Below are 20,200 nucleotides of genomic sequence, written 5' to 3' on the forward strand. Positions count from 1 at the left end.
TCAGATGATGGATCACGGATCGGCCGAATGATCCATACGAAGTGGATCAGTCAAACGATCAAACACCGCGGACCGCTCAGCGAACCGCTCAGGCGAGGGCCACCAGGTCCGCGTAGTCGGAGCCCCAGAGGTCCTCGACGCCGTCGGGCAGCAGGATGATCCGCTCCGGCTGGAGCGCCTGGACGGCTCCCTCGTCGTGGGTGACGAGGACGACCGCGCCCTTGTAGGTGCGCAGCGCGCCGAGGATCTCCTCGCGGCTGGCCGGGTCGAGGTTGTTCGTCGGCTCGTCGAGGAGCAGGACGTTCGCGGACGAGACCACGAGGGTGGCGAGCGCGAGGCGGGTCTTCTCTCCGCCGGAGAGGACGGAGGCCGGCTTGTCGACGTCGTCGCCGGAGAACAGGAACGAGCCGAGCGTCTTGCGGACCTGGACGAGGTCGAGGTCGGGGGCGGCGGAGCGCATGTTCTCCAGGACCGTGCGCTCGGGGTCGAGGGTCTCGTGCTCCTGCGCGTAGTAGCCGAGCTTGAGGCCGTGGCCCTCGATGACCTCGCCGGTGTCGGGCTTCTCCGCGCCGCCGAGGAGGCGGAGCAGGGTCGTCTTGCCGGCGCCGTTCAGACCGAGGATGACGACGCGGGAGCCCTTGTCGATGGCCAGGTCGACGTCGGTGAAGATCTCCAGGGAGCCGTACGACTTGGACAGGCCCTCGGCCATCAGCGGGGTCTTGCCGCATGGGGACGGATCGGGGAAGCGCAGCTTGGCGACCTTGTCGGACTTCCGCTCGGCCTCCAGACCGGCGAGGAGCCTGTCGGCGCGCTTGGCCATGTTCTGCGCGGCGACGGTCTTGGTGGCCTTGGCGCGCATCTTGTCGGCCTGCGAGTGCAGGGCGGAGGCCTTCTTCTCGGCGTTCTGCCGCTCGCGCTTGCGGCGCTTCTCGTCGGCCTCGCGCTGCTGCTGGTACAGCTTCCAGCCCATGTTGTAGACGTCGATCTGGGCGCGGTTGGCATCCAGGTAGAACACCTTGTTGACGACCGTCTCGACCAGGTCGACGTCGTGGGAGATCACGATGAAGCCGCCGCGGTACGTCTTCAGGTAGTCGCGCAGCCAGACGATCGAGTCGGCGTCGAGGTGGTTCGTGGGCTCGTCGAGGAGCAGGGTGTCCGCGTCCGAGAAGAGGATGCGGGCCAGCTCGACACGGCGGCGCTGACCGCCGGAGAGCGTATGGAGGGGCTGGCCGAGCACCCGGTCGGGCAGGTTGAGCGCGGCGGCGATGGTGGCGGCCTCCGCCTCGGCGGAGTAACCGCCCTTGGTGAGGAACTCCGTCTCCTGGCGCTCGTACTGCCGCATGGCCTTCTCGCGAGTGGCGCCCGCGCCGTTCGCGATGCGCTGTTCGTTCTCGCGCATCTTGCGGATCAGGGTGTCCAGGCCGCGTGCGGACAGGATGCGGTCGCCGGCCAGCATGTCGAGGTCGCCGGTGCGCGGGTCCTGCGGGAGGTAGCCGACCTCGCCGGAGCGGGCGACGGTGCCCGCGGCGGGGGTGCCCTCGCCTGCGAGAACCTTGGTGAGCGTGGTCTTGCCCGCGCCGTTGCGGCCGACCAGACCGATGCGGTCACCCTTGAGGATGCGGAAGCTGGCGGACTCGATGAGCATGCGGGCGCCGGCACGCAGTTCGATACCGGAGGCGGAAATCACGGACAAACTCCTGGGCAGGGTTGACGACGGGCTGGACTGCTGAGGGCGTTCACGCCGTCTAATGCACGAGGAGAATGGCCATGGGCCCAAGTCTAACGGGGCGATGCAACCACTTTTACGGGCCGTACGCGGTCGGGCGTTGTCAGTGGCTGGTGCAAGACTGTGAGGCGGGTCACATTCAGTACTGTCCCGGCAGTGGGGCGGGGCAGCGGGACAGAGGGAGTGATCGGCATGGCAGGCACGGACAGCGGACGCCCGAGCATCTGCCCGACGCTGCTGTACGCGGACGCGAAATCCGCGATCAGGCAGCTCACGGAGGCGTTCGGCTTCATGGAGGCGTCGGTGTACGAGGACGAGGAGGGCAAGGTGGTGCACGCCGAGCTGGTGCAGGGCAACGGCGCGGTGATGGTGGGCTCCAAGGGGACCGGCAGCCGCTTCGACGAGGCCATGAAGAGCGCGGGACCCGCCGGGGTGTACGTCGTCGTGGACGACGTGGACGCACACCACCAGCGGGCCGTCGACCACGGGGCGGAGATTCTGATGCCCCCGACGGACCAGGACTACGGGTCGCGGGACTACATGGCCCGCGATGTCGAGGGCAACATCTGGAGCTTCGGCACGTACGCCCCGGAGACCAGGGTCTGACCCGCCCTCCCCAGAGGTCCTGCCCCTCCTGGGGTCCCTTACCTAGTTACTAGTAACTAGTTTCCCCCGGTGTGGACCTGGAAGGCGGCGCGGCGTACGGCCTTGGCGAGGGCCGGGTCGGGGTGGGCGGCGGCGAGGGCGACCAGGACCTGCACGGTGCGGGGGTGGCCGACCGCGCGTACCTCGTCGAGGAGCGCGGGGACGGTCGCCTGCACGGCGGACTCCAGATGCCGTACGAGGAGCGGGGCTTCGCCGTGGTCGGCGACGGCCGCGGCGGTGTCGACCCACAGCCAGGTGGCCTCCTCGCGGGTGAGCACCAGGTGGGCGTCCTCGGGGTCGTGCCCGTCGTGCTCGGCGAGCCACAGCAGGGCGTACGGACGCAAGGGGGTCTCGTCCGCCACCGCGCGGACGTCCGGCTCGGCGGGAGCGCCGACCACGCGCAGCGCCTCGAAGGCCAGCCCGCGCGACAGGGCGTCCTCACCGCGGGCGGCGGCGAGGAGTTCGGTGACGGCGCTGCCGACGGGGCGGGCGGCCAGCCAGGCGCGGTATTCGGCGCGGGCCGCGTTGGGCCGCAGCTGGGCGCAGCCGCGGAGCATGTCCTCGGCGCCCTGCTCGATGTTCCCGGCAGGGCTCTGCGCGGCCACGCAGATCTGCTCCAGTTTGACCCAGACCGCCCAGCTGCCGAGCGGGGTGAGGGTGGCCTGGCCGTCGGCGCAGGTCAGGGCGCCGACGCCGGCGAGGGCGTGCAGTGCCCAGTCGAGAAGGGGGGCGAGCGGGGTGTCCTCGGCCGGGCTCGCCGGGCTGGCCGGGCTCTCGACAGGGTCGGGCTGCGGTCCGTAGGGGATCTCGCAGCGCTCGGTGCGCAGTTCCGTGACGCGCTGCTCAAGCAGGTCGAGCAGTTGCGGGACGGGGACGGGGCCCGCGGACAGCTGGAGGAAGGAGAGGACCTGCGGCATCGCCGAGACGACCTCGGCGACGGCGGAGGGCTCGCGCCCGGCGGGGCCGGGGTGGGCGATCGACCAGGCGTCGAAGAAGGCGACCCAGCCGCGCAGTACGGCACTGTCGTCACGGTTCCAGGCACGCAGCCGCCAGCCGGGGCGCGCGATGTCGCCGTGCACCTCGATGAGCCCCGCGAGCCGTGCGACGTCCCAGTCCGCCCGCACTTGGTCCGAGGTCAGGGCCAGGTCCGTGGCGGCTCGTCGAGCGGTCGCGTCGGTGAGGGTGCCCTTGCCCCTCGAACTGCCGTCGGGTGTGCCGTCGGAAGCCGTGGCGCCACGGTCCCGGCCGGGGCTCAGGGTGGCGTCGGCCCAGCGGGCGACCCGGGCCGCACCGGCGAGTACGGCGCGTGCCAAGCGGGCGAGTTCCGCCGGTGCCGGTGTGCCCTCGGGTGGGCGGGGTGCGGGTCGACGGGCGGGCCTCTGGTTCATCGCTCGGGGGGCGGCGGCCAGGGTTCGCGGGCGGACGAGTCGGAGCCTGGAGTCGCGCGGGATACGGGACGTCACGGGGGCAGTCTTCCGGTTGACGGTCCGAAAACCCAAACGGAATGCCGCCCGGGGCCGCTGAGGCGCCCGGCACACCGGTTCCCGGCAAGCCCCTGAGGGGTGCGCGCCCACTGGTACACGGTTAAACGGAAGCTCCGGGACCGGACCCGGAGCGGCTGCGTCGGCGGGGTTGCATCAGGGGTTACATCAGCGGATTACATCAGCGGGGTGAGGAAGCGGCGCAGGACCTCTTCGTAGGCGGTCGGGTCGGCGTTCCACATGGCGCCGTGCGGTGCGCCGTGGACCGTGTGCAGGGTGACGAGGTCGGGGCGGCGGGCCGCGAGGCGGCGTGCGGGTCCCCAGGGAGCGACGGTGTCGTCGGGGCCGTGCAGGACGAGGGTCGGCACCGTGAGCCGTGCCGGGCCGGCGGCGCCCTCGGCGCGGTGGCCGCCCAGGCCCGCTCGGCCCTGGGCGGCGCGGACGGCCAGTGGCAGCAGGGCGCCGGGTGTGCGGCGGGCCGTGGCGAGGGCGCGCAGGGTGGTCTCCCAGCTGAGGACCGGCGAGTCCAGGACGAGCCCGGAGATCCGGTCGCGCAGCGCGGAGTGCTGGGCGGCCCGCAGCGCCATGGTGGCGCCGGTGGACCAGCCGTACAGGACGACGCGTTCGGCGCCGTACCGCACCGCGAAGCGGATGGCCGCGTCCAGGTCGCGCCACTCGGTCTCGCCGAGGTGGTTCAGTCCGTCCGGGGAGCGGGGTGCGCCGAGGTCTCCGCGGTAGGCGAGGCCGAGGACGGGAAACTGATGGCGGTGCAGGAACTCCATGACGTTCATGGGGTGTTCGCGGGTCGTGCCGAGGCCGTGCACGGTGATCACCCAGGTGTCGCGGGCGGCGGGCACGAACCAGGCGGGCAAGGCGCCCAGTTCGCCGGGGACCTCCACGTCGGCGTGGTCGAGGCCCAGGGCCGCGCCCGGGTCTCCGACGTGCACGCCGGGCGTGAACCACACCTTGTCGCCGGGTTCCAGGGTGCCGTGGGTGACGCGCTCCAGGCGGCGCACCACCGTGTCGGCGCTGTGCGGGGCGGCGGTCAGGAGCGGGCCGACCACGGCGTGACTGCCGTCGCCGCTCAGGCCGTACACACCCGGGCGCTGGGAGGCGAGAGCCCGGGTCAGGACGATCCGGCCCGCGGCCGTGGCGTGCACGGTGAGGCGGGGTTCGGTGGGCAGCGGCCGGCCCGGCGACGTCTTCAGGGCGGCGTCGCCGGCGAAGCGGCCGGCTGCGATGCCGGCCGCGCCGGCTACGGCCACGGTGAGGGCGGTGGTGAGGGCTGCGGTCGTCGGCTTCACGGTGCGCACGGGTCCAGTCTCCTGACGGAGCCCGCCGTCGGCCAGTGGAAGGGCGGCAGGGGTGCGCCACCCCACTCAGAATTCCCCCGGCCGGGGACCGGGTGCTACGGCTGGCCGTAGCCCTTCAGCCGCTGCCCCGCCTCCGCCACCTGGTCCCCGGTAAGGAGGGTGGGCGTGCGGCCCGGGACGGACGACGCGGTGAGCCACACGCGGCACATCCATTCGAGCTGGGCCGTTCGGTCGTAGGCCAGGGCGAGGGTGGCGCCGTGGGTGAGGGTGCCGTGGTTCTGGAGGAGGCAGGCGGTGCGGTCACGCAGGGCCCGGAGCATGTTCTCGGCCAACTTCTCCGTGCCATAGGTGGCGTAGGGGGCGACGCGGACGGGCCCGCCGAGAGCGGCCGTCATGTAGTGGACGAGGGGCAGCTCGGTGACGAGCGTCGAGACGGCCGTGGCGTGCACGGCGTGGGTGTGGACGACGGCGCGCGCGCCCGTGGAGCGGTAGACGGCGAGATGCATGGGCAGTTCGCTCGTCGGAACGAGTGAACCGAGCACGCGCCGGCCGTCGAGGGAGACCCCGCAGAGATCCTCGGGCGTCAACCGGTCGTACGGGACCCCGGTCGGCGTGACCAGGACGATGTCGCCCACGCGCACGGACACGTTGCCCGACGTGCCGACGACCAGACCGTCGGTCACCGTCCGGCGGGCTGTCGCCACGAGGTCGTCCCACGCCCGCTCCAGCGCCTCCCCCGCCCGGGGCGCGCCCGTCTCCCCCGCGTCCCGTCCGTCTCCCGCGCCCCGTCCGTCTCCCGTGTCCCGCCGCTGCTCAGCCATGCGGCGATCCTGCCAGTCGGCCGCAACCGCTCCGTTCGGGCGAAGGCACTGCAGGGCGGAATTGCTCCAGGGGTAGCGGATCCTTCCGTTCCGCCTCTGTTCGAGGGCCCTCACCGCCACTTCGACACAAGCGGAGTGGCAGCACCCCTATGGAGTCACTCCACCGCCCGGCCCAGTTCATCTTCCGTTCATCCAGGTTGCTTACGTTCGCCGTGCCACTGTCGTCCAACAGAAGCCTGGGTAAATGGAACACATCACGCTCCTCCTCGGAATCGTGATCGTTACCGCTCTCGTGTTCGATTTCACGAACGGTTTCCACGACACTGCCAACGCGATGGCGACGACCATCTCGACCGGCGCTCTGAAGCCCAAGACGGCGGTGGCCATGTCCGCCGTGCTGAACCTCGTCGGTGCGTTCCTCTCCGTGGAGGTCGCCAAGACCATCTCCGGCGGCATCGTCAACGAAGAGGGCCTCCGCACCGAGGTGATCTTCGCGGCGCTCGTCGGCGCCATTCTGTGGAATCTCCTGACCTGGCTCCTGGGTCTGCCCTCCAGCTCGTCCCACGCCCTCTTCGGCGGCCTGATCGGCGCCGCGGTGATGTCGGCGGGCTGGTCGTCGGTGAACGGGGCGACCGTGATCACCAAGGTCCTGATCCCCGCGGTCGCCGCGCCCCTGGTGGCCGGACTCGCCGCGATGCTCGCCACCCGGCTGACGTACAGGATCAGCAACCGGGCCGGCGAGAAGGCGACTTCCAAGGGCTACCGCGCCGGTCAGATCACCTCCGCGGGGCTGGTCTCACTGGCCCACGGCACGAACGACGCGCAGAAGACCATGGGCATCATCACCCTCGCCCTGGTCACCGGCGGTGTGCTCTCGCCCGGGTCGAATCCTCCCCTGTGGGTCATCGTCTCGGCCGGAATCGCCATCGCGCTCGGCACCTACCTGGGCGGCTGGCGCATCATCCGCACCATGGGCAAGGGCCTCACCGATCTCGCGCCGCCGCAGGGCTTCGCCGCCCAGACCAGTGCCGCGACCGTCATCCTGGCCTCCTCGCACCTCGGCTTCTCCCTCTCCACCACCCAGTCCTGCTCCGGCGCCGTGATGGGCTCGGGCCTGGGCCGCAAGGGTGGTGTCGTCCGCTGGTCGACCGCGACCCGCATGTTCATCGCCTGGGGCCTCACCCTCCCGGCCGCCGGCCTGGTCGGCGCGGGCGCCGAGTTCCTCACCAAGCAGGGCACCTGGGGCATCGTCCTCACCGGCGCGCTGCTGATCGCGGGCTCCGGGGTCATCTGGACCCTGTCCCGCCGCCAGCCCGTCACCGTCGACAACGTCAACGACGAGCCCGCCGGCGTCGTGACCACCGCGATCGCCGCGGTCACCCCGCCTCCCACGGGCACGGGCACGGTCACCACGATCGACGAACTGAAGACCACCATCCCGGGCCCGGACGCCGAGCCCGCCCGTCCGGCCACGGTGTAAGGAACCAACCTCATGAAGATCGACTGGGCAGCCCTCGGCTCCGTGTTCGGAGTCAGCCTCATCGCCACCGTCGCCCTCGTGGGCCTCTTCACCCTCGGCATCGTCGGCCTCTCCAAGCGCGAGTCGGCCGCCTCCCAGGGCGACTCGGCGACCCTCGCGGTCACCGGCGCCTACGCCTGCTTCGCGGCCTGCGCGGCGGCCGTGGCGTACGGGATCTATCTGATCGTCGCCTGACCGGTACGGCCGTCGAGCCGGCCGTACACCCGAGCATCACCGTCCGCCCTGTCGGGGCCGCCTCACCCGCGGTCCCGGCAGGGCGGACGCATGTCCGCGCCCGACGGGACGTCGAACGAGTCCGGCAGGCGCAATTCCTCCTCTTCGTACCGCACGTCACACACGGTGATCGCAAGCCTGTCGTCCAGAGTCCCTCTCCGGCGGGGGAATCCACGCGGGCGACAACCAGCCCGCAAAGAGAGCCTGCTGGTGGATGTGGGCCTCAGCACACTCTCCCTTCGCAGGTCAACAGCAAGTTGACTGGTGTTCTCGGGCCGTGGTGGACTGCCGGGGCCATGTACGACGGCAGAAGAGGAAGCCGGTGCGAATCCGGCGCGGTCCCGCCACTGTTACCGGGGAATCCATCCCCCGGGAGCCAGGAACTCTCGTCGTCGGTCTCGTCGAACCAGGGCGTGGACACCCTGAGTGAGGACAAATCGCCATGCGCGGCCGCCTGTTGTGGACCAGTGTGCCCAGCACGAGGGTTACGAGAGTCAAGAGGGTTACGAGGGTCACGCCCTACGTAGCGGCGGGCTGAACCGGTGCGTGCCGATCGCGACTTCGCGTACGGCGCCGCCGCCGGCCTCCTCGGTGACCTGCTGCTCGGCGATCCCCGCCGGGGGCATCCGGTCGCCGCGTTCGGCCGTGCCGCCGGAGCCGTGGAGCGGGTCCTGTGGCGGGACCACCGGGGATGGGGCGCGCTGCACACCGCCGTGTGCGCGGGCGGCGCCGTCGCCCTCGGCCTGGCCGCCGACCGCTGCGTCCGCACCTCTCGTGCCGCGTCCGTCGCACTGACCGCCGCCGCCACGTGGGCCGTCGTCGGGGGGACCTCCCTCGGGCGGGAGGCCCGGGCCGTCGGCGGGGCACTGGCCGCCGGGGACATCGAGGCGGCCCGCGAGCGGCTGCCGCATCTGTGCGGGCGGGACCCGCAGGCACTGGACGCCGACGGGATCGCCCGGGCCGTCGTCGAGTCGGTCGCCGAGAACACCTCCGACGCCGTGGTGGGCGCCCTGGTGTGGGGCGCGGTCGCGGGCGTACCCGGTCTGGTGGGGTTCCGGGCCGTCAACACGCTGGACGCCATGGTCGGACACAGGTCGGCCCGCCACCGGCGGTACGGCTGGGCCTCGGCGCGGCTCGACGACCTCGCGGGATGGCCCGGGGCCAGGCTGACGGCAGCCCTCGCGGCCGTCGCCGGCGGTGATCCACGGGGAGCGGTCCGCGCCTGGCGTACGGACGCCGCCAAGCATCCGAGCCCCAACGCCGGACCCGTCGAGGCCTCGTTCGCGGGGGCGCTCGGTGTGCGGCTCGGCGGCACGCTCTCGTACGCGGGACGGGTCGAGCACCGGCCGGTCCTCAACGGTCCGGGGCGGGCCGTGCGGGTCGGGGACATCGAACGGTCCGTCCGGCTCTCCGGCCGCGTGAGCCTGCTCGCGCTGGGCGCCGGTGTCGCCGGGCGGCTGCTCGTCACATCGCTCACCAGGAAAGGGCGTACGTCATGAGCGGGAGACTGGGCGGAGGACGCGGAGGACAGGGCACGGGCCCGGGCGGGGGGCTCGGTGGCGGACTGCTCGTCGCCGGTACCACCTCCGACGCGGGCAAGAGCGTGGTGACCGCCGGGATCTGCCGGTGGCTGGCGCGCCGCGGCGTCAAGGTCGCGCCGTTCAAGGCGCAGAACATGTCGCTGAACTCGTTCGTGACGCGGGAGGGCGCCGAGATCGGGCGCGCGCAGGCCATGCAGGCGCAGGCAGCCCGCGTGGAGCCCACCGCGCTCATGAACCCCGTACTGCTCAAACCGGGCAGCGACCGCAGCAGCCAGGTCGTCCTCATGGGCAAGCCCGTGGGCGAGATGAGTGCGCGCGGCTACCACGGCGGCCGCCAGGAGGCGTTGCTCGGGACCGTGCTGGACTGTCTGGCCGAGTTGCGGGGCACGTATGACGCGGTGATCTGTGAGGGGGCGGGCAGTCCCGCCGAGATCAACCTGCGGCGGACGGACATCGTGAACATGGGGATCGCACGGGGCGCGCGGCTGCCCGTGCTCGTGGTGGGCGACATCGACCGCGGCGGCGTCTTCGCCTCCTTCTTCGGGACGGTGGCCCTGCTGTCGCGCGAGGACCAGGAGCTCGTCGCCGGTTTCCTCGTCAACAAGTTCCGCGGGGACGTCTCCCTGCTCGAACCCGGCATCGACATGCTGCACGGGCTCACCGGGCGGCGCACCTACGGCATCCTGCCCTTCCGGCACGGGCTCGGCATCGACGAGGAGGACGGACTGAGGGTCTCTCTACGGGGCTCGGTGCGGGAGTCCGAGGTGACCGCCCCCGTCGGCGAGGACATCCTGCGGGTTGCCGTCTGCGCGATCCCCCTGATGTCCAACTTCACGGACCTCGACGCCCTCGCCGCCGAACCGGGCGTCGTCGTGCGGTTCGTGGACCGGGCCGAGGAGCTGACCGACGCCGACCTGGTCGTCGTACCCGGCACCCGGGGCACGGTCCGGGCCCTGGAGTGGCTGCGGCAGCGCGGCCTCGCCGACGCCCTGGTGCGCAGGGCCGCCGAGGGGCGCCCCGTGCTGGGTATCTGCGGCGGCTTCCAGCTCCTCGGCGAACACATCGAGGACGAGGTCGAGTCGAGGGCCGGCGCCGTCGACGGGCTCGGACTCCTCCCCGTACGTGTGCGGTTCGCGCGGGAGAAGACCCTCACCCGGCCCGTCGGCGAGGCTCTCGGCGAACCTCTGGAGGGATACGAGATCCATCACGGGGTCGCCCAGGTGACGGGCGGGGAGCCGTTCATCTCCGATGGCGACGGACACAGCCTGGACGGCTGCCGGGTCGGCCAGGTCTGGGGTACGCACTGGCACGGCTCCCTGGAGTCGGACGGCTTCCGGCGCGCCTTCCTGCGCGAGGTGGCCGCCGCCGCGGGGCGCCGCTTCGTACCGGCCGCCGACACGTCGTTCGCGAGGCTGCGCGAGGAGCAACTGGACCTGCTCGGCGATCTGATCGAGGAACACACGGACACGGACGCGCTGTGGCGGCTCATCGAGTCCGGCGCGCCGACAGGACTGCCTTTCATTCCACCGGGAGCACCCGCATGAGCACAGTGTTGTTGTTGTCGACCGCCGATACGGATCTGCTGGCGGCCCGTGCCTCCGGCGCCGCGTACCGGATCGGCAATCCGACCCGCGTGGACGTCACGGAGGAGCTTCCCGCACTGGTCGAGGGCGCTGACATCGCCGTCGTACGGCTGCTCGGCGGCAAGCGCGCCTGGGAGGACGGGCTCGCCTTCCTGAAGGCGTCCGGCATCCCGACCGTGCTGCTCGGCGGAGAGGCCGTGCCCGACGCGGAGCTGATGGCCGAGTCGTCCGTGCCGGCCGGTGTCGTCGCGGAGGCGCTGCGCTATCTCGTCGAGGGCGGCTCGGAGAACCTGGCCGAGCTGACCCGCTTCCTCTCCGACACCGTGCTGCTCACGGGCGAGGGCTTCGAAGCGCCGCGCGGGATGCCGGAGTACGGGGTCCACGGCGATCCCGTGATCACCGCGGACCGGCCGACCGTCGCCGTGCTCTACTACCGCGCCCACGAGCTGAGCGGCAACACCGCCTTCGTGGACACCCTCTGCGACGCGATCGAGGCCAAGGGCGCCAACGCCCTGCCCATCTACAGCGGTTCCCTGCGCGGCGCCGGGTCCGGCCTGTACTCGCTGATCGACGGGGCGGACGCGCTGATCACCACCGTCCTCGCCGCCGGCGGCGCGCACGCCTCCGAGGCGTCCGCGGGCGGTGACGAGGAGGCGTGGGACATCAGCGCGCTGCAGACCCTCGACATCCCCTTCCTGCAGGGTCTGTGCCTGACCACGTCGAAGGCCGCCTGGGAGGCGTCCGACGCAGCTCTGTCCCCGATGGACGCGGCGATGCAGGTCGCGATCCCGGAGTTCGACGGACGGCTCATCACGGTCCCGTTCTCCTTCAAGGAGCAGGGACCCGACGACGTGCCGGTGTACGTCGCCGACCCCGAGCGGGCCGCGCGCGTCGCCGGGATCGCCGTGCGGCACGCCCGGTTGCGGCACCGGACCAACGCGGAGAAGAAGCTCGCGGTCGTCTTCACCGCCTATCCGACCAAGCACTCCAGGGTCGGCAACGCGGTCGGCCTCGACACCCCCGCCTCGGCGATCCGGCTCCTCGACACGCTCCGGGACGCCGGGTACGTCGTCGAAGGGCACCCCGACAACGGCGACGAGCTGATCCACCGGCTCATCGCCGCCGGTGGTCACGACGTCGAATGGCTCACCGAGGACCAGCTCGCCGCCGCGCCCGCCCGCGTACCGCTCGCCGACTACCGGGCGTGGTTCGACAAGCTCGACCCCGCTCTGCGCGAGGGGATGCTGGAGACGTGGGGCGAGCCGCCGGGCTCCCTCTACGTGGACGGCGACGACATCGTGCTGGCCTCCCTGCAGTTCGGGAACGTCGTCGTGCTGATCCAGCCGCCGCGCGGCTTCGGCGAGAACCCGATCGCGATCTACCACGACCCGGACATGCCGCCGTCGCACCACTACATGGCGGCTTACCGGTGGCTGGAGAACTCGTCGTCCGACGGCGGGTTCGGCGCCGACGCGATCGTGCACATGGGCAAGCACGGCACGATGGAGTGGCTGCCGGGCAAGGGGCTGGGGCTGAGTGGCGGGTGCGCGCCGGACGCCGTGCTCGGTGACCTGCCCCTCATCTACCCGTTCATCGTCAACGACCCCGGCGAGGGCACCCAGGCCAAGCGCCGCGGACACGCCACGATCGTCGACCACCTCGTGCCGCCGATGGCCCGCGCCGACACCTACGGCGACCTCGCGAAACTGGAGCAGCTCCTCGACGAGTACGCGCTGGTGTCGGACCTGGACCCGACGAAGGCGCCGGCCGTACGGGCCCAGATCTGGACGCTGGTGAAGGCCGCCGAGCTGCACCACGACCTGCATCTCGACGAGCAGCCGGACGACGGCGACTTCGACGCGTTCGTGATGCACGTCGACGGTTATCTGTGCGAGATCAAGGACGTGCAGATCCGCGACGGACTGCACATCCTCGGCGGCGGCCCTCAGGCCGAGGCGCGGGTGAACCTCGTGCTGGCCGTGCTGCGGGCCTCCCAGGTGTGGGGCGGCACGGCGAACGCGCTGCCGGGCCTGCGGGCCTGCCTCGCCCAGCACTTCGGCCTGGTCGAGAAGGAACTGCTGAGCGAGCCCGGCGCGCCGCTGAAGGTGCCGGCCGAGCTGAGCGACCTGGTCGCGGGTCCCTCGCGGACGGCGGCCGACGCGATCGACCTTCTTGAACAGCTGTGCCGCAGGTTCGCGGAGGGCATGGAGGAGGGCGGCTGGGACGTCACCGCCGTGCCGGCCCTCGTACGCGAGGTGCTGGGCAGCGAACTCGCGGACGCCGTCGCGGTGTTGGAGTTCGCCTGCCGCGAGGTGGTGCCCCGGCTGGCCCGGACGACTGACGAGATCGACCACATCCTCCATGCCCTGGACGGCGGTTACATCCCGTCGGGTCCCTCGGGCTCCCCGACGCGCGGACTCGTGAACGTCCTGCCGACCGGGCGCAACTTCTACTCGGTCGACCCCAAGGCGATCCCGTCCAGGCTGAGCTGGGAGGTCGGGCAGGCGCTCGCCGACTCGCTCGTGCAGCGGTATCTGCAGGACACCGGCGCGTACCCGAAGTCCGTCGGCCTCACCGTGTGGGGCACGTCCGCCATGCGTACCCAGGGTGACGACATCGCGGAGATCCTGGCGCTGCTGGGCTGCCGGCCCGTGTGGGACGACGCCTCGCGGCGCGTCACCGGCTTCGAGGTGGTGGGCCTGGAGGAGCTGGGCCGGCCGCGCATCGACGTCACCGTCCGTATCTCCGGCTTCTTCCGTGACGCGTTCCCGCACGTGATCGCTCTGCTCGACGACGCGGTGCAGGCCGTGGCCGAGCTGGACGAACCCGCCGACCGCAACTACGTCCGCGCGCACGCCGACGAGGACACCGCCGAGCACGGCGACCGGCGGCGGGCCACGGCCCGTATCTTCGGCTCGAAACCGGGCGCGTACGGGGCGGGGCTCCTCCCGCTCATCGACGCGCGCAACTGGCGCTCCGACGCCGACCTCGCCGAGGTGTACGCGGTGTGGGGCGGCTACGCGTACGGGCACGGGCTCGAAGGGCGGGCGGCGCGCGGCGACATGGAGACGGCGTTCCGGCGGATCGCCGTCGCGGCCAAGAACGTCGACACCCGCGAGCACGACCTCGTCGACGCCGACGACTACTTCCAGTACCACGGCGGCATGGTCGCCATGGTGCGCCATCTGACGGGCACGAGCCCCGAGGCGTACGTCGGTGACTCCGCCGTACCCGACCAGGTCAAGACCCGCACGCTCGGCGAGGAGACCCACCGGGTGTTCCGCGCCCGGGTGGTCAACCCGCGCTGGATGGCGGCGATGCGGCGGCACGGGTACAAGGGCGCCTTCGAGATGGCGGCCACCGTCGACTACCTCTTCGGGTACGACGCCACGGCCGGGGTCGTGGACGACTGGATGTACGAGAAGCTCAGCGCCGAGTACGTCTTCGACGCCGAGAACCGGGACTTCATGAAGAAGTCCAACCCGTGGGCCCTGCGCGGCATCACGGAACGGCTCCTGGAGGCCGCGGACCGCGGACTGTGGGCCGAGCCCGACGCCGAGACCCTGGAACGGCTGCGGGCCACCTATCTGGAGCTCGAAGGCGACCTGGAGGGCGATGTGGAAGACGTTTTGGAAGGCGGCGGCAAGTGAGTACTCCGTTCCCGTTCACGGCCGTGGTCGGCCAGGACGATCTGCGGCTCGCGCTGCTGCTGAACGCCGTGTCCCCCTCGGTGGGCGGCGTGCTCGTCCGTGGTGAGAAGGGCACCGCCAAGTCCACGGCCGTACGCGCCCTCTCGGCGCTCATGCCGCAGGTGGACGTCGTCGCGGGGTGCCGTTTCTCCTGCGCGCCCGACGCCCCCGATCCGGCCTGCCCCGACGGCCCCCACGAGGTGGGGCCGGGGGTCTCCCGTCCTGCCCGGATGGTCGAACTGCCCGTCGGCGCCTCCGAGGACCGGCTCGTCGGCGCCCTCGACATCGAGCGGGCGCTCGCGGAGGGTGTGAAGGCCTTCGAGCCCGGCCTGCTGGCCGACGCCCACCGCGGACTCCTGTACGTCGATGAAGTCAACTTGTTGCATGACCACCTGGTCGACCTCCTGTTGGACGCCGCCGCGATGGGTGCCTCGTACGTCGAACGCGAAGGCGTCTCCGTACGGCATGCCGCGCGGTTCCTCCTCGTCGGGACCATGAACCCCGAGGAGGGCGAACTGCGGCCGCAGTTGCTCGACCGTTTCGGGCTGACCGTCGAGGTGGCGGCCTCCCGGGAGCCCGACCAGCGGGTGGAGGTCGTCCGGCGGCGGCTCGCGTACGACGACGACCCGGAGGGGTTCGCGACGCGATGGGCCGACGAGGAGTCCGCCGTACGGGCCCGGATCGTGGCCGCGCGGGAGCTGCTGCCGTCGGTGCGGCTCGGCGACGGCGCGCTCCGGCAGATCGCGGCGACCTGCGCCGCGTTCGAGGTGGACGGCATGCGGGCCGACATCGTGATGGCCAGGACCGCGACCGTGCTGGCCGCCTGGGCGGGGCGGACCGACGTGCTGGCCGAGGACGTCCGGCAGGCCGCGCTCCTCGCGCTGCCGCACCGCCGGCGGCGCAACCCCTTCGACGCGCCGGGCCTCGACGAGGACAAACTCGACGAGACGCTGGAGGAGTTCGGGAGCGGGGACGACAACGGCGGGGCAGATGGCTCCGACGGCTCCGACGGCTCCGGTGACGACGACCCGGATCCGGATCCGGACGGGCCCGGTGGCGGGCAGCCCCCTCAGGACGGGCCCGACGACGGCAGCGGCGACGGTGACGGCGACAGCAGCGAGAGTTCCGGCGAGATTCCCGCCCAGGGCAAGCCCTCCGAGACCGAGTCCGAGAACGGGCAGGCACCGTCCCCCGGCGCCGCCGAGCAGTCCCCCGTACGCGCCGCCGAACCCTTCCGTACGAAGATGCTGAGCGTGCCCGGGCTCGGTGAAGGGGCCGCCGGGCGGCGGTCGCGGGCCCGGACCGAGCACGGGCGCACCACCGGGGCGCGCCGGCCGCGCGGGGCGCTCACCAAGCTGCACCTGGCGGCGACCGTACAGGCGGCGGCACCGCATCAGCGGGCGCGGGGTCGCTCCGGGCCCGGCCTCGTCGTACGGCGGGACGACCTGCGGCAGGCCACCCGTGAGGGCCGCGAGGGAAACCTCGTGCTGTTCGTCGTGGACGCCTCCGGGTCGATGGCGGCCCGGCAGCGGATGAGTGCTGTGAAGGGCGCCGTGCTGTCGTTGCTGCTCGACGCGTATCAGCGGCGGGACAAGGTGGGGCTTGTGACCTTCCGGGGATCGGCCGCCGAGGTCGTGCTGCCGCCCACCTCTTCGGTGGACGCGGCGGCTACCCGGCTGGAGTCGCTGCCGACGGGCGGGCGTACGCCGCTCGCGGCCGGGCTGCTGCGGGCGCACGACGTGCTGCGGGTGGAGCGGCTGCGGGATCCGGCGCGGCGCGCGCTGGTCGTGCTGGTGACGGACGGGCGGGCCACGGCCGGCCCCGAGCCGGTGGCGCTCGCCGGGCGGGCCGCCCGGCTGTTCGCCGCCGACGGGGTCGCGTCCGTTGTCGTCGACTGCGAGTCGGGCCCCGTACGGCTCGGGCTGGCGGGGCAGCTCGCGGGTGAACTGGGGGGCGCCGCGGTGACGCTCGACGAGCTGCGGGCCGACTCCATCGCCGGTCTGGTCAGGGATGTTCAGGGCGACAGCAGGAGGGCCGCGTAATGCCGCAGGGACAGCCGAGTGTCGTGCCGGAGGACGGCCTGACGACCCGTCAGCGACGGAACCGGCCGCTCGTCGTCGTGCACACCGGAATCGGGAAGGGCAAGTCCACCGCCGCCTTCGGGCTCGCCCTGCGCGCCTGGAACCAGGGGTGGCCCATCGGGGTGTTCCAGTTCGTCAAGTCGGCGAAGTGGAAGGTCGGCGAGGAGAACGCGCTGCGCGTCCTCGGCGCCAGCGGTGAGGGCGGGTCCGTCGACTGGCACAAGATGGGCGAAGGCTGGTCGTGGGTGCAGCGCGACTCCCAGCTGGACAACGAGGAGAAGGCCCGCGAGGGCTGGGAGCAGGTCAAACGGGACCTCGCCGCCGAGACGTACAAGCTGTACGTGCTGGACGAGTTCGCGTACCCCATGCACTGGGGGTGGGTCGATGTCGACGAGGTGGTTGCCGTGCTGCGGGAGCGGCCCGGGAACCAGCATGTCGTCATCACCGGGCGCAACGCTCCCGAGAAGCTGATCGAGGCCGCCGACCTCGTGACCGACATGTCCAAGGTCAAGCATCCGATGGACGCCGGCCAGAAGGGGCAGAGGGGCATCGAGTGGTGATGTCCTCCGTCCCCCGGCTGGTCGTCGCCGCGCCCTCCTCGGGCAGCGGCAAGACCACCGTCGCCACGGGGTTGATGGCCGCGTTCGCCGCGCGGGGGCTCGCCGTGTCCCCGCACAAGGTGGGACCGGACTACATCGATCCCGGATATCACGCGCTCGCCACCGGGCGGGTGGGGCGGAACCTCGACGCGTACATGTGCGGGGCGGAGTTGGTCGCGCCGCTGTTCGCGCACGGCGCGCGCGGGTGCGATCTCGCCGTCGTCGAAGGTGTCATGGGGCTGTTCGACGGTGCCGCGGGGGAAGGGGAGCTGGCCTCCACCGCTCATGTGGCGAAGTTGCTGCGGGCGCCTGTGGTGCTGGTCGTGGACGCGTCCTCGCAGTCCCGGTCGGTGGCCGCGCTCGTGCACGGGTTCGCCTCCTGGGATCCGGAGGTGCGGATCGGTGGGGTGATCCTCAACAAGGTCGGGTCCTCTCGGCATGAGGAGTTGCTGCGGGAGGCGTTGGATCAGTCGGGGGTGCCCGTGCTGGGTGCCTTGCGGCGGGCCTCGCAGGTGGATACGCCTTCTCGGCATCTGGGGCTCGTGCCTGTCGCCGAGCGGCGGGCCGACGCGGTCGAGGCTGTTGCCGCGATGGCTTCGCAGGTGCGGGACGGGTGTGATCTGGACGCGTTGTTCGCGTTGGCGCGGGGGGCTGGGGGGTTGTCGGGTGACGCCTGGGATGCGGCTGAGGCTTTGGCTTTTTCGCCCCCGCCGCCCCTTCCCGTCCCGTACCTGGGGGCTGCGCCCCCAGACCCCCGCAATCGCGCTGAACGCGCTCGTCCTCAAACGCCGGACGGGCTGAGAAGGCCCCTCGTCGCTGTTGCTGGTGGGGCCGCGTTCACCTTTTCCTATGCCGAGCAGGTCGAGTTGCTGACCGCCGCCGGGGCTGACGTCGTCGCGTTTGATCCGTTGCGGGACGAGCAGTTGCCCGACGGGGTTCGCGGAGTGGTCGTCGGGGGTGGGTTTCCCGAGGTGTACGGGTCGGAGCTGTCCGCCAACGAGTCGTTGCGCAAGTCCGTTGCCGCGCTCGCCGAGAGCGGGGCGCCGGTCGCCGCCGAGTGTGCGGGGCTGCTCTACCTCTCCCGTGGGCTCGACGGCCTGCCGATGTGCGGTGTCATCGACGCCGAAGCACGGATGGACGAGCGGCTGACGCTCGGGTACCGGGACGCCGTGGCGGTGTCCGACAGCGTGCTGGCCGAGGCGGGCAGCCGGATGCGGGGGCACGAGTTCCACCGGACCGTCCTGGAACCGGGGGCGGGATCGGCTGCCGCCTGGGGGCTGCGCACTCCGGTACGACGGCTTGAGGGTTTTGTACAGCAGGGTGTGCACGCGAGTTATCTGCACACGCATTGGGCGGCCGCTCCCGGCGTCGCCCGTAGGTTCGTGGAGAGGTGTGTCGGGTCATGGGCGACAGCAGGCTGATCGGGGTCGGGGTCGGGCCCGGGGATCCCGAACTCGTGACCGTCAAGGGGGTCGCACGCCTTCGGGCGGCGGAGGTCGTCGTCGTGCCCGTCATGGCCGCGCCCGACGGGAAGGACGGCGGGGAGCCCGGGCGGGCCGAGACCACCGTGCTGCACTATGTGGGCCAGGAGAAGGTCGTTCGCGTCGTCTTCGCGCTCAACGAACGCTCCGACCGGGGCCGCCGCGAGGCCGCGTGGGACGCCGCCGGCGAACGGGTGGCCGAGTTGTTGCGTACTCACGGCTCCGTCGCCTTCGCCACCATCGGCGACCCGAACGTGTACTCCACGTTCACCTATCTCGCGCAGACCATCCAGGACCTCGTACCGGGAACGCTCGTCGAGACCGTGCCGGGCATCACCGCCATGCAGGATCTCGCCGCCCGGTCCGGGGCGGTCCTGACGGAGGGGACCGAGCCGCTGACGCTCGTGCCCGTCACCGCCGGGTCCGCTGTCCTCAAGGACGCCCTGAACGGGCCCGGAACCGTCGTCGCGTACAAGTTCGGGCGGCTCGCGCAGGAGGTCGCCGCGGCGCTGCGGGAGACCGGCCGGATCGACGACGCCGTGTGGGGGTCCGCGCTGGGGCTGCCCGAGGAGTCGATCAGGAGCGCGGCGGAGCTGGACGGTGCCCCGCTGCCGTACCTCTCGACGCTCATCGCGCCCGCCCGGCGCGAGGGCGGGCGCGGCGGCAAGCTGTGACTTCCGTGGAAAGGATCTCCGTGGAAGGGATCTCCATGGAGGGGATCTCCGTGGGAAGGCTGCCGAGAGGTGCCTCACTCCGCGATGCCCACGACCAGCCAGATGAAGCTCACTCCCGCGAGCGTGCACAGCAGCGTGGAGCGGGCGGGGTGTTCGTGGTGGGCCTCGGGGAGGATCTCGGCGGCCGCGAGGTAGAGGAGCGCGCCGCCGAAGAAGCCGAGATAGCCGCCGAGCAGGTGCGCGGGGATGGTGAAGAGCAGGGTCGAGGCGGCGCCGACCACGGGGGCCGCCGCGTCCGCGACGAGCATCGCGACCGCCTTGCGCCGGGCGTTCCCGTACAGGGTCGTGATCGTGTACGTGTTGAAGCCGTCCGCGAAGTCGTGCGCGATCACCGCGACCGCCACGGCGGCTCCCATGCTGCCTCCCACCTGGAAGGCAGCGCCGATCGCCACCCCGTCCATGGCGCTGTGGCCGACCATCGCGGCGGCGGCCGTGAGGCCCACCTCGGGCGTACGGCCCCGGTCCTTGTGTTCTCCGCCGCCGTGCGCGGCCTGGCGTACGGCGAGGAGCCGTTCCACCAGATGGGCCACGAGAAAGCCGGCCACGAACAGCAGCAGCGCGGCCGGTACGCCGAAGATCTCCTCGCCCGCCGCGTCGAGTGCCTCCGGCAGCAGGTCCAGGCCGACGACGCCCAGCATCAGGCCGCCGGCCAGGCCGAGTACGAGGTGGCGGCGGTCGGTGACGCGTTGCGCCGTCCAGCCGCCGGCCAGCGTCATGAGGAACGCGCCGAGCGCGACGAACACCGCCATACGC

The 20,200-nt window shown here is 72.0% G+C and carries 15 protein-coding genes and 1 riboswitch; of the genes, 10 read left to right on the top strand and 5 right to left on the bottom strand.

The window, feature by feature from the left end:
• Positions 1–88 precede the first annotated feature (88 nt).
• Positions 89–1,687 carry an ABC-F family ATP-binding cassette domain-containing protein gene (locus AB0D14_RS32290; RefSeq protein ID WP_362786213.1) on the bottom strand — a complete coding sequence of 533 codons (1,599 nt, stop codon included), beginning with the start codon at positions 1,685–1,687 and terminating at the stop codon, positions 89–91.
• A gap of 231 nt (positions 1,688–1,918) precedes the next feature.
• Here AB0D14_RS32290 and AB0D14_RS32295 point away from each other — a divergent pair, with 231 nt between their 5' ends.
• The gene (locus AB0D14_RS32295; RefSeq protein ID WP_362786215.1) at positions 1,919–2,332 is read left to right on the top strand and encodes a VOC family protein; all 414 of its coding nucleotides are present in this window, start codon (positions 1,919–1,921) and stop codon (positions 2,330–2,332) included.
• 56 nt (positions 2,333–2,388) lie between these two features.
• Here AB0D14_RS32295 and AB0D14_RS32300 read toward each other — a convergent pair whose 3' ends face one another.
• The 3 genes from AB0D14_RS32300 to AB0D14_RS32310 all read right to left on the bottom strand — a co-directional run bounded on the left by AB0D14_RS32300 (position 2,389) and on the right by AB0D14_RS32310 (position 5,986).
• Entirely contained in the window at positions 2,389–3,834 is a 1,446-nt protein-coding gene (locus AB0D14_RS32300) for a hypothetical protein (RefSeq protein ID WP_362786216.1), read from the bottom strand.
• A 194-nt stretch (positions 3,835–4,028) separates the two neighbouring features.
• Positions 4,029–5,165, bottom strand: a complete 1,137-nt coding sequence (locus tag AB0D14_RS32305; protein WP_362786218.1) for an alpha/beta fold hydrolase — start codon at positions 5,163–5,165, stop codon at positions 4,029–4,031.
• Positions 5,166–5,260: 95 nt separating this feature from the next.
• The gene (locus AB0D14_RS32310) at positions 5,261–5,986 is read right to left on the bottom strand and encodes a class II aldolase/adducin family protein (RefSeq protein WP_362786220.1); all 726 of its coding nucleotides are present in this window, start codon (positions 5,984–5,986) and stop codon (positions 5,261–5,263) included.
• Between the two features lie 244 nt (positions 5,987–6,230).
• Here AB0D14_RS32310 and AB0D14_RS32315 point away from each other — a divergent pair, with 244 nt between their 5' ends.
• The 9 genes from AB0D14_RS32315 to cobI all read left to right on the top strand — a co-directional run bounded on the left by AB0D14_RS32315 (position 6,231) and on the right by cobI (position 19,387).
• Positions 6,231–7,466: an inorganic phosphate transporter gene (locus AB0D14_RS32315; RefSeq protein WP_362786221.1), complete on the top strand. Its 1,236-nt coding sequence runs from the start codon at positions 6,231–6,233 to the stop codon at positions 7,464–7,466.
• Between the two features lie 12 nt (positions 7,467–7,478).
• Positions 7,479–7,700, top strand: a complete 222-nt coding sequence (locus AB0D14_RS32320; protein ID WP_362786222.1) for a hypothetical protein — start codon at positions 7,479–7,481, stop codon at positions 7,698–7,700.
• Positions 7,701–8,011: 311 nt separating this feature from the next.
• A riboswitch (cobalamin riboswitch) is annotated at positions 8,012–8,145 on the top strand.
• A 136-nt stretch (positions 8,146–8,281) separates the two neighbouring features.
• On the top strand, positions 8,282–9,238 hold the full coding sequence (locus AB0D14_RS32325; protein ID WP_362786223.1) for a cobalamin biosynthesis protein: 957 nt from the start codon (positions 8,282–8,284) through the stop codon (positions 9,236–9,238).
• Positions 9,235–10,824 (top strand): cobyric acid synthase, encoded by a 1,590-nt coding sequence (locus AB0D14_RS32330; RefSeq protein ID WP_362786225.1) that lies wholly within the window; start codon positions 9,235–9,237, stop codon positions 10,822–10,824. The genes AB0D14_RS32325 and AB0D14_RS32330 overlap by 4 nt, the downstream gene beginning before the upstream one ends.
• A complete protein-coding gene (cobN, locus tag AB0D14_RS32335; RefSeq protein ID WP_362786227.1) occupies positions 10,821–14,513 on the top strand; it encodes a cobaltochelatase subunit CobN in 3,693 nt (1,230 codons plus the stop codon). Before AB0D14_RS32330 ends, cobN begins: the two co-directional genes overlap by 4 nt.
• Complete coding sequence (locus tag AB0D14_RS32340) at positions 14,510–16,594, top strand: putative cobaltochelatase (protein ID WP_362786228.1); 2,085 nt, start codon at positions 14,510–14,512, stop codon at positions 16,592–16,594. The genes cobN and AB0D14_RS32340 overlap by 4 nt, the downstream gene beginning before the upstream one ends.
• Positions 16,594–17,193, top strand: coding sequence for a cob(I)yrinic acid a,c-diamide adenosyltransferase (gene cobO, locus AB0D14_RS32345; RefSeq protein ID WP_362786230.1), 600 nt, complete (start codon positions 16,594–16,596; stop codon positions 17,191–17,193). The genes AB0D14_RS32340 and cobO overlap by 1 nt, the downstream gene beginning before the upstream one ends.
• Positions 17,193–18,653 carry a cobyrinate a,c-diamide synthase gene (locus AB0D14_RS32350; RefSeq protein WP_362786232.1) on the top strand — a complete coding sequence of 487 codons (1,461 nt, stop codon included), beginning with the start codon at positions 17,193–17,195 and terminating at the stop codon, positions 18,651–18,653. The genes cobO and AB0D14_RS32350 overlap by 1 nt, the downstream gene beginning before the upstream one ends.
• Positions 18,635–19,387, top strand: a complete 753-nt coding sequence (gene cobI, locus AB0D14_RS32355; RefSeq protein ID WP_362786233.1) for a precorrin-2 C(20)-methyltransferase — start codon at positions 18,635–18,637, stop codon at positions 19,385–19,387. Before AB0D14_RS32350 ends, cobI begins: the two co-directional genes overlap by 19 nt.
• Positions 19,388–19,461: 74 nt before the next feature.
• On the opposite strand, the gene AB0D14_RS32360 is transcribed toward cobI, so the two are convergent.
• Entirely contained in the window at positions 19,462–20,196 is a 735-nt protein-coding gene (locus AB0D14_RS32360) for a ZIP family metal transporter (protein WP_362786235.1), read from the bottom strand.
• Between the last annotated feature and the right edge of the window lie 4 nt (positions 20,197–20,200).

The sequence above is a fragment of the Streptomyces sp. NPDC048484 genome, from assembly GCF_040651415.1.
GTDB lineage: Bacteria > Actinomycetota > Actinomycetes > Streptomycetales > Streptomycetaceae > Streptomyces.

Coding starts and splice junctions, on each gene's coding strand:
- cobI (WP_362786233.1), top strand. CDS start 18,635: ATGGGCGACAGCAGGCTGATCGGGGTCGGGGTCGGGCCCGGGGATCCC.
- AB0D14_RS32315 (WP_362786221.1), top strand. CDS start 6,231: ATGGAACACATCACGCTCCTCCTCGGAATCGTGATCGTTACCGCTCTC.
- cobO (WP_362786230.1), top strand. CDS start 16,594: ATGCCGCAGGGACAGCCGAGTGTCGTGCCGGAGGACGGCCTGACGACC.
- cobN (WP_362786227.1), top strand. CDS start 10,821: ATGAGCACAGTGTTGTTGTTGTCGACCGCCGATACGGATCTGCTGGCG.
- AB0D14_RS32350 (WP_362786232.1), top strand. CDS start 17,193: ATGTCCTCCGTCCCCCGGCTGGTCGTCGCCGCGCCCTCCTCGGGCAGC.
- AB0D14_RS32320 (WP_362786222.1), top strand. CDS start 7,479: ATGAAGATCGACTGGGCAGCCCTCGGCTCCGTGTTCGGAGTCAGCCTC.
- AB0D14_RS32295 (WP_362786215.1), top strand. CDS start 1,919: ATGGCAGGCACGGACAGCGGACGCCCGAGCATCTGCCCGACGCTGCTG.
- AB0D14_RS32330 (WP_362786225.1), top strand. CDS start 9,235: ATGAGCGGGAGACTGGGCGGAGGACGCGGAGGACAGGGCACGGGCCCG.
- AB0D14_RS32310 (WP_362786220.1), bottom strand. CDS start 5,986: ATGGCTGAGCAGCGGCGGGACACGGGAGACGGACGGGGCGCGGGAGAC.
- AB0D14_RS32360 (WP_362786235.1), bottom strand. CDS start 20,196: ATGGCGGTGTTCGTCGCGCTCGGCGCGTTCCTCATGACGCTGGCCGGC.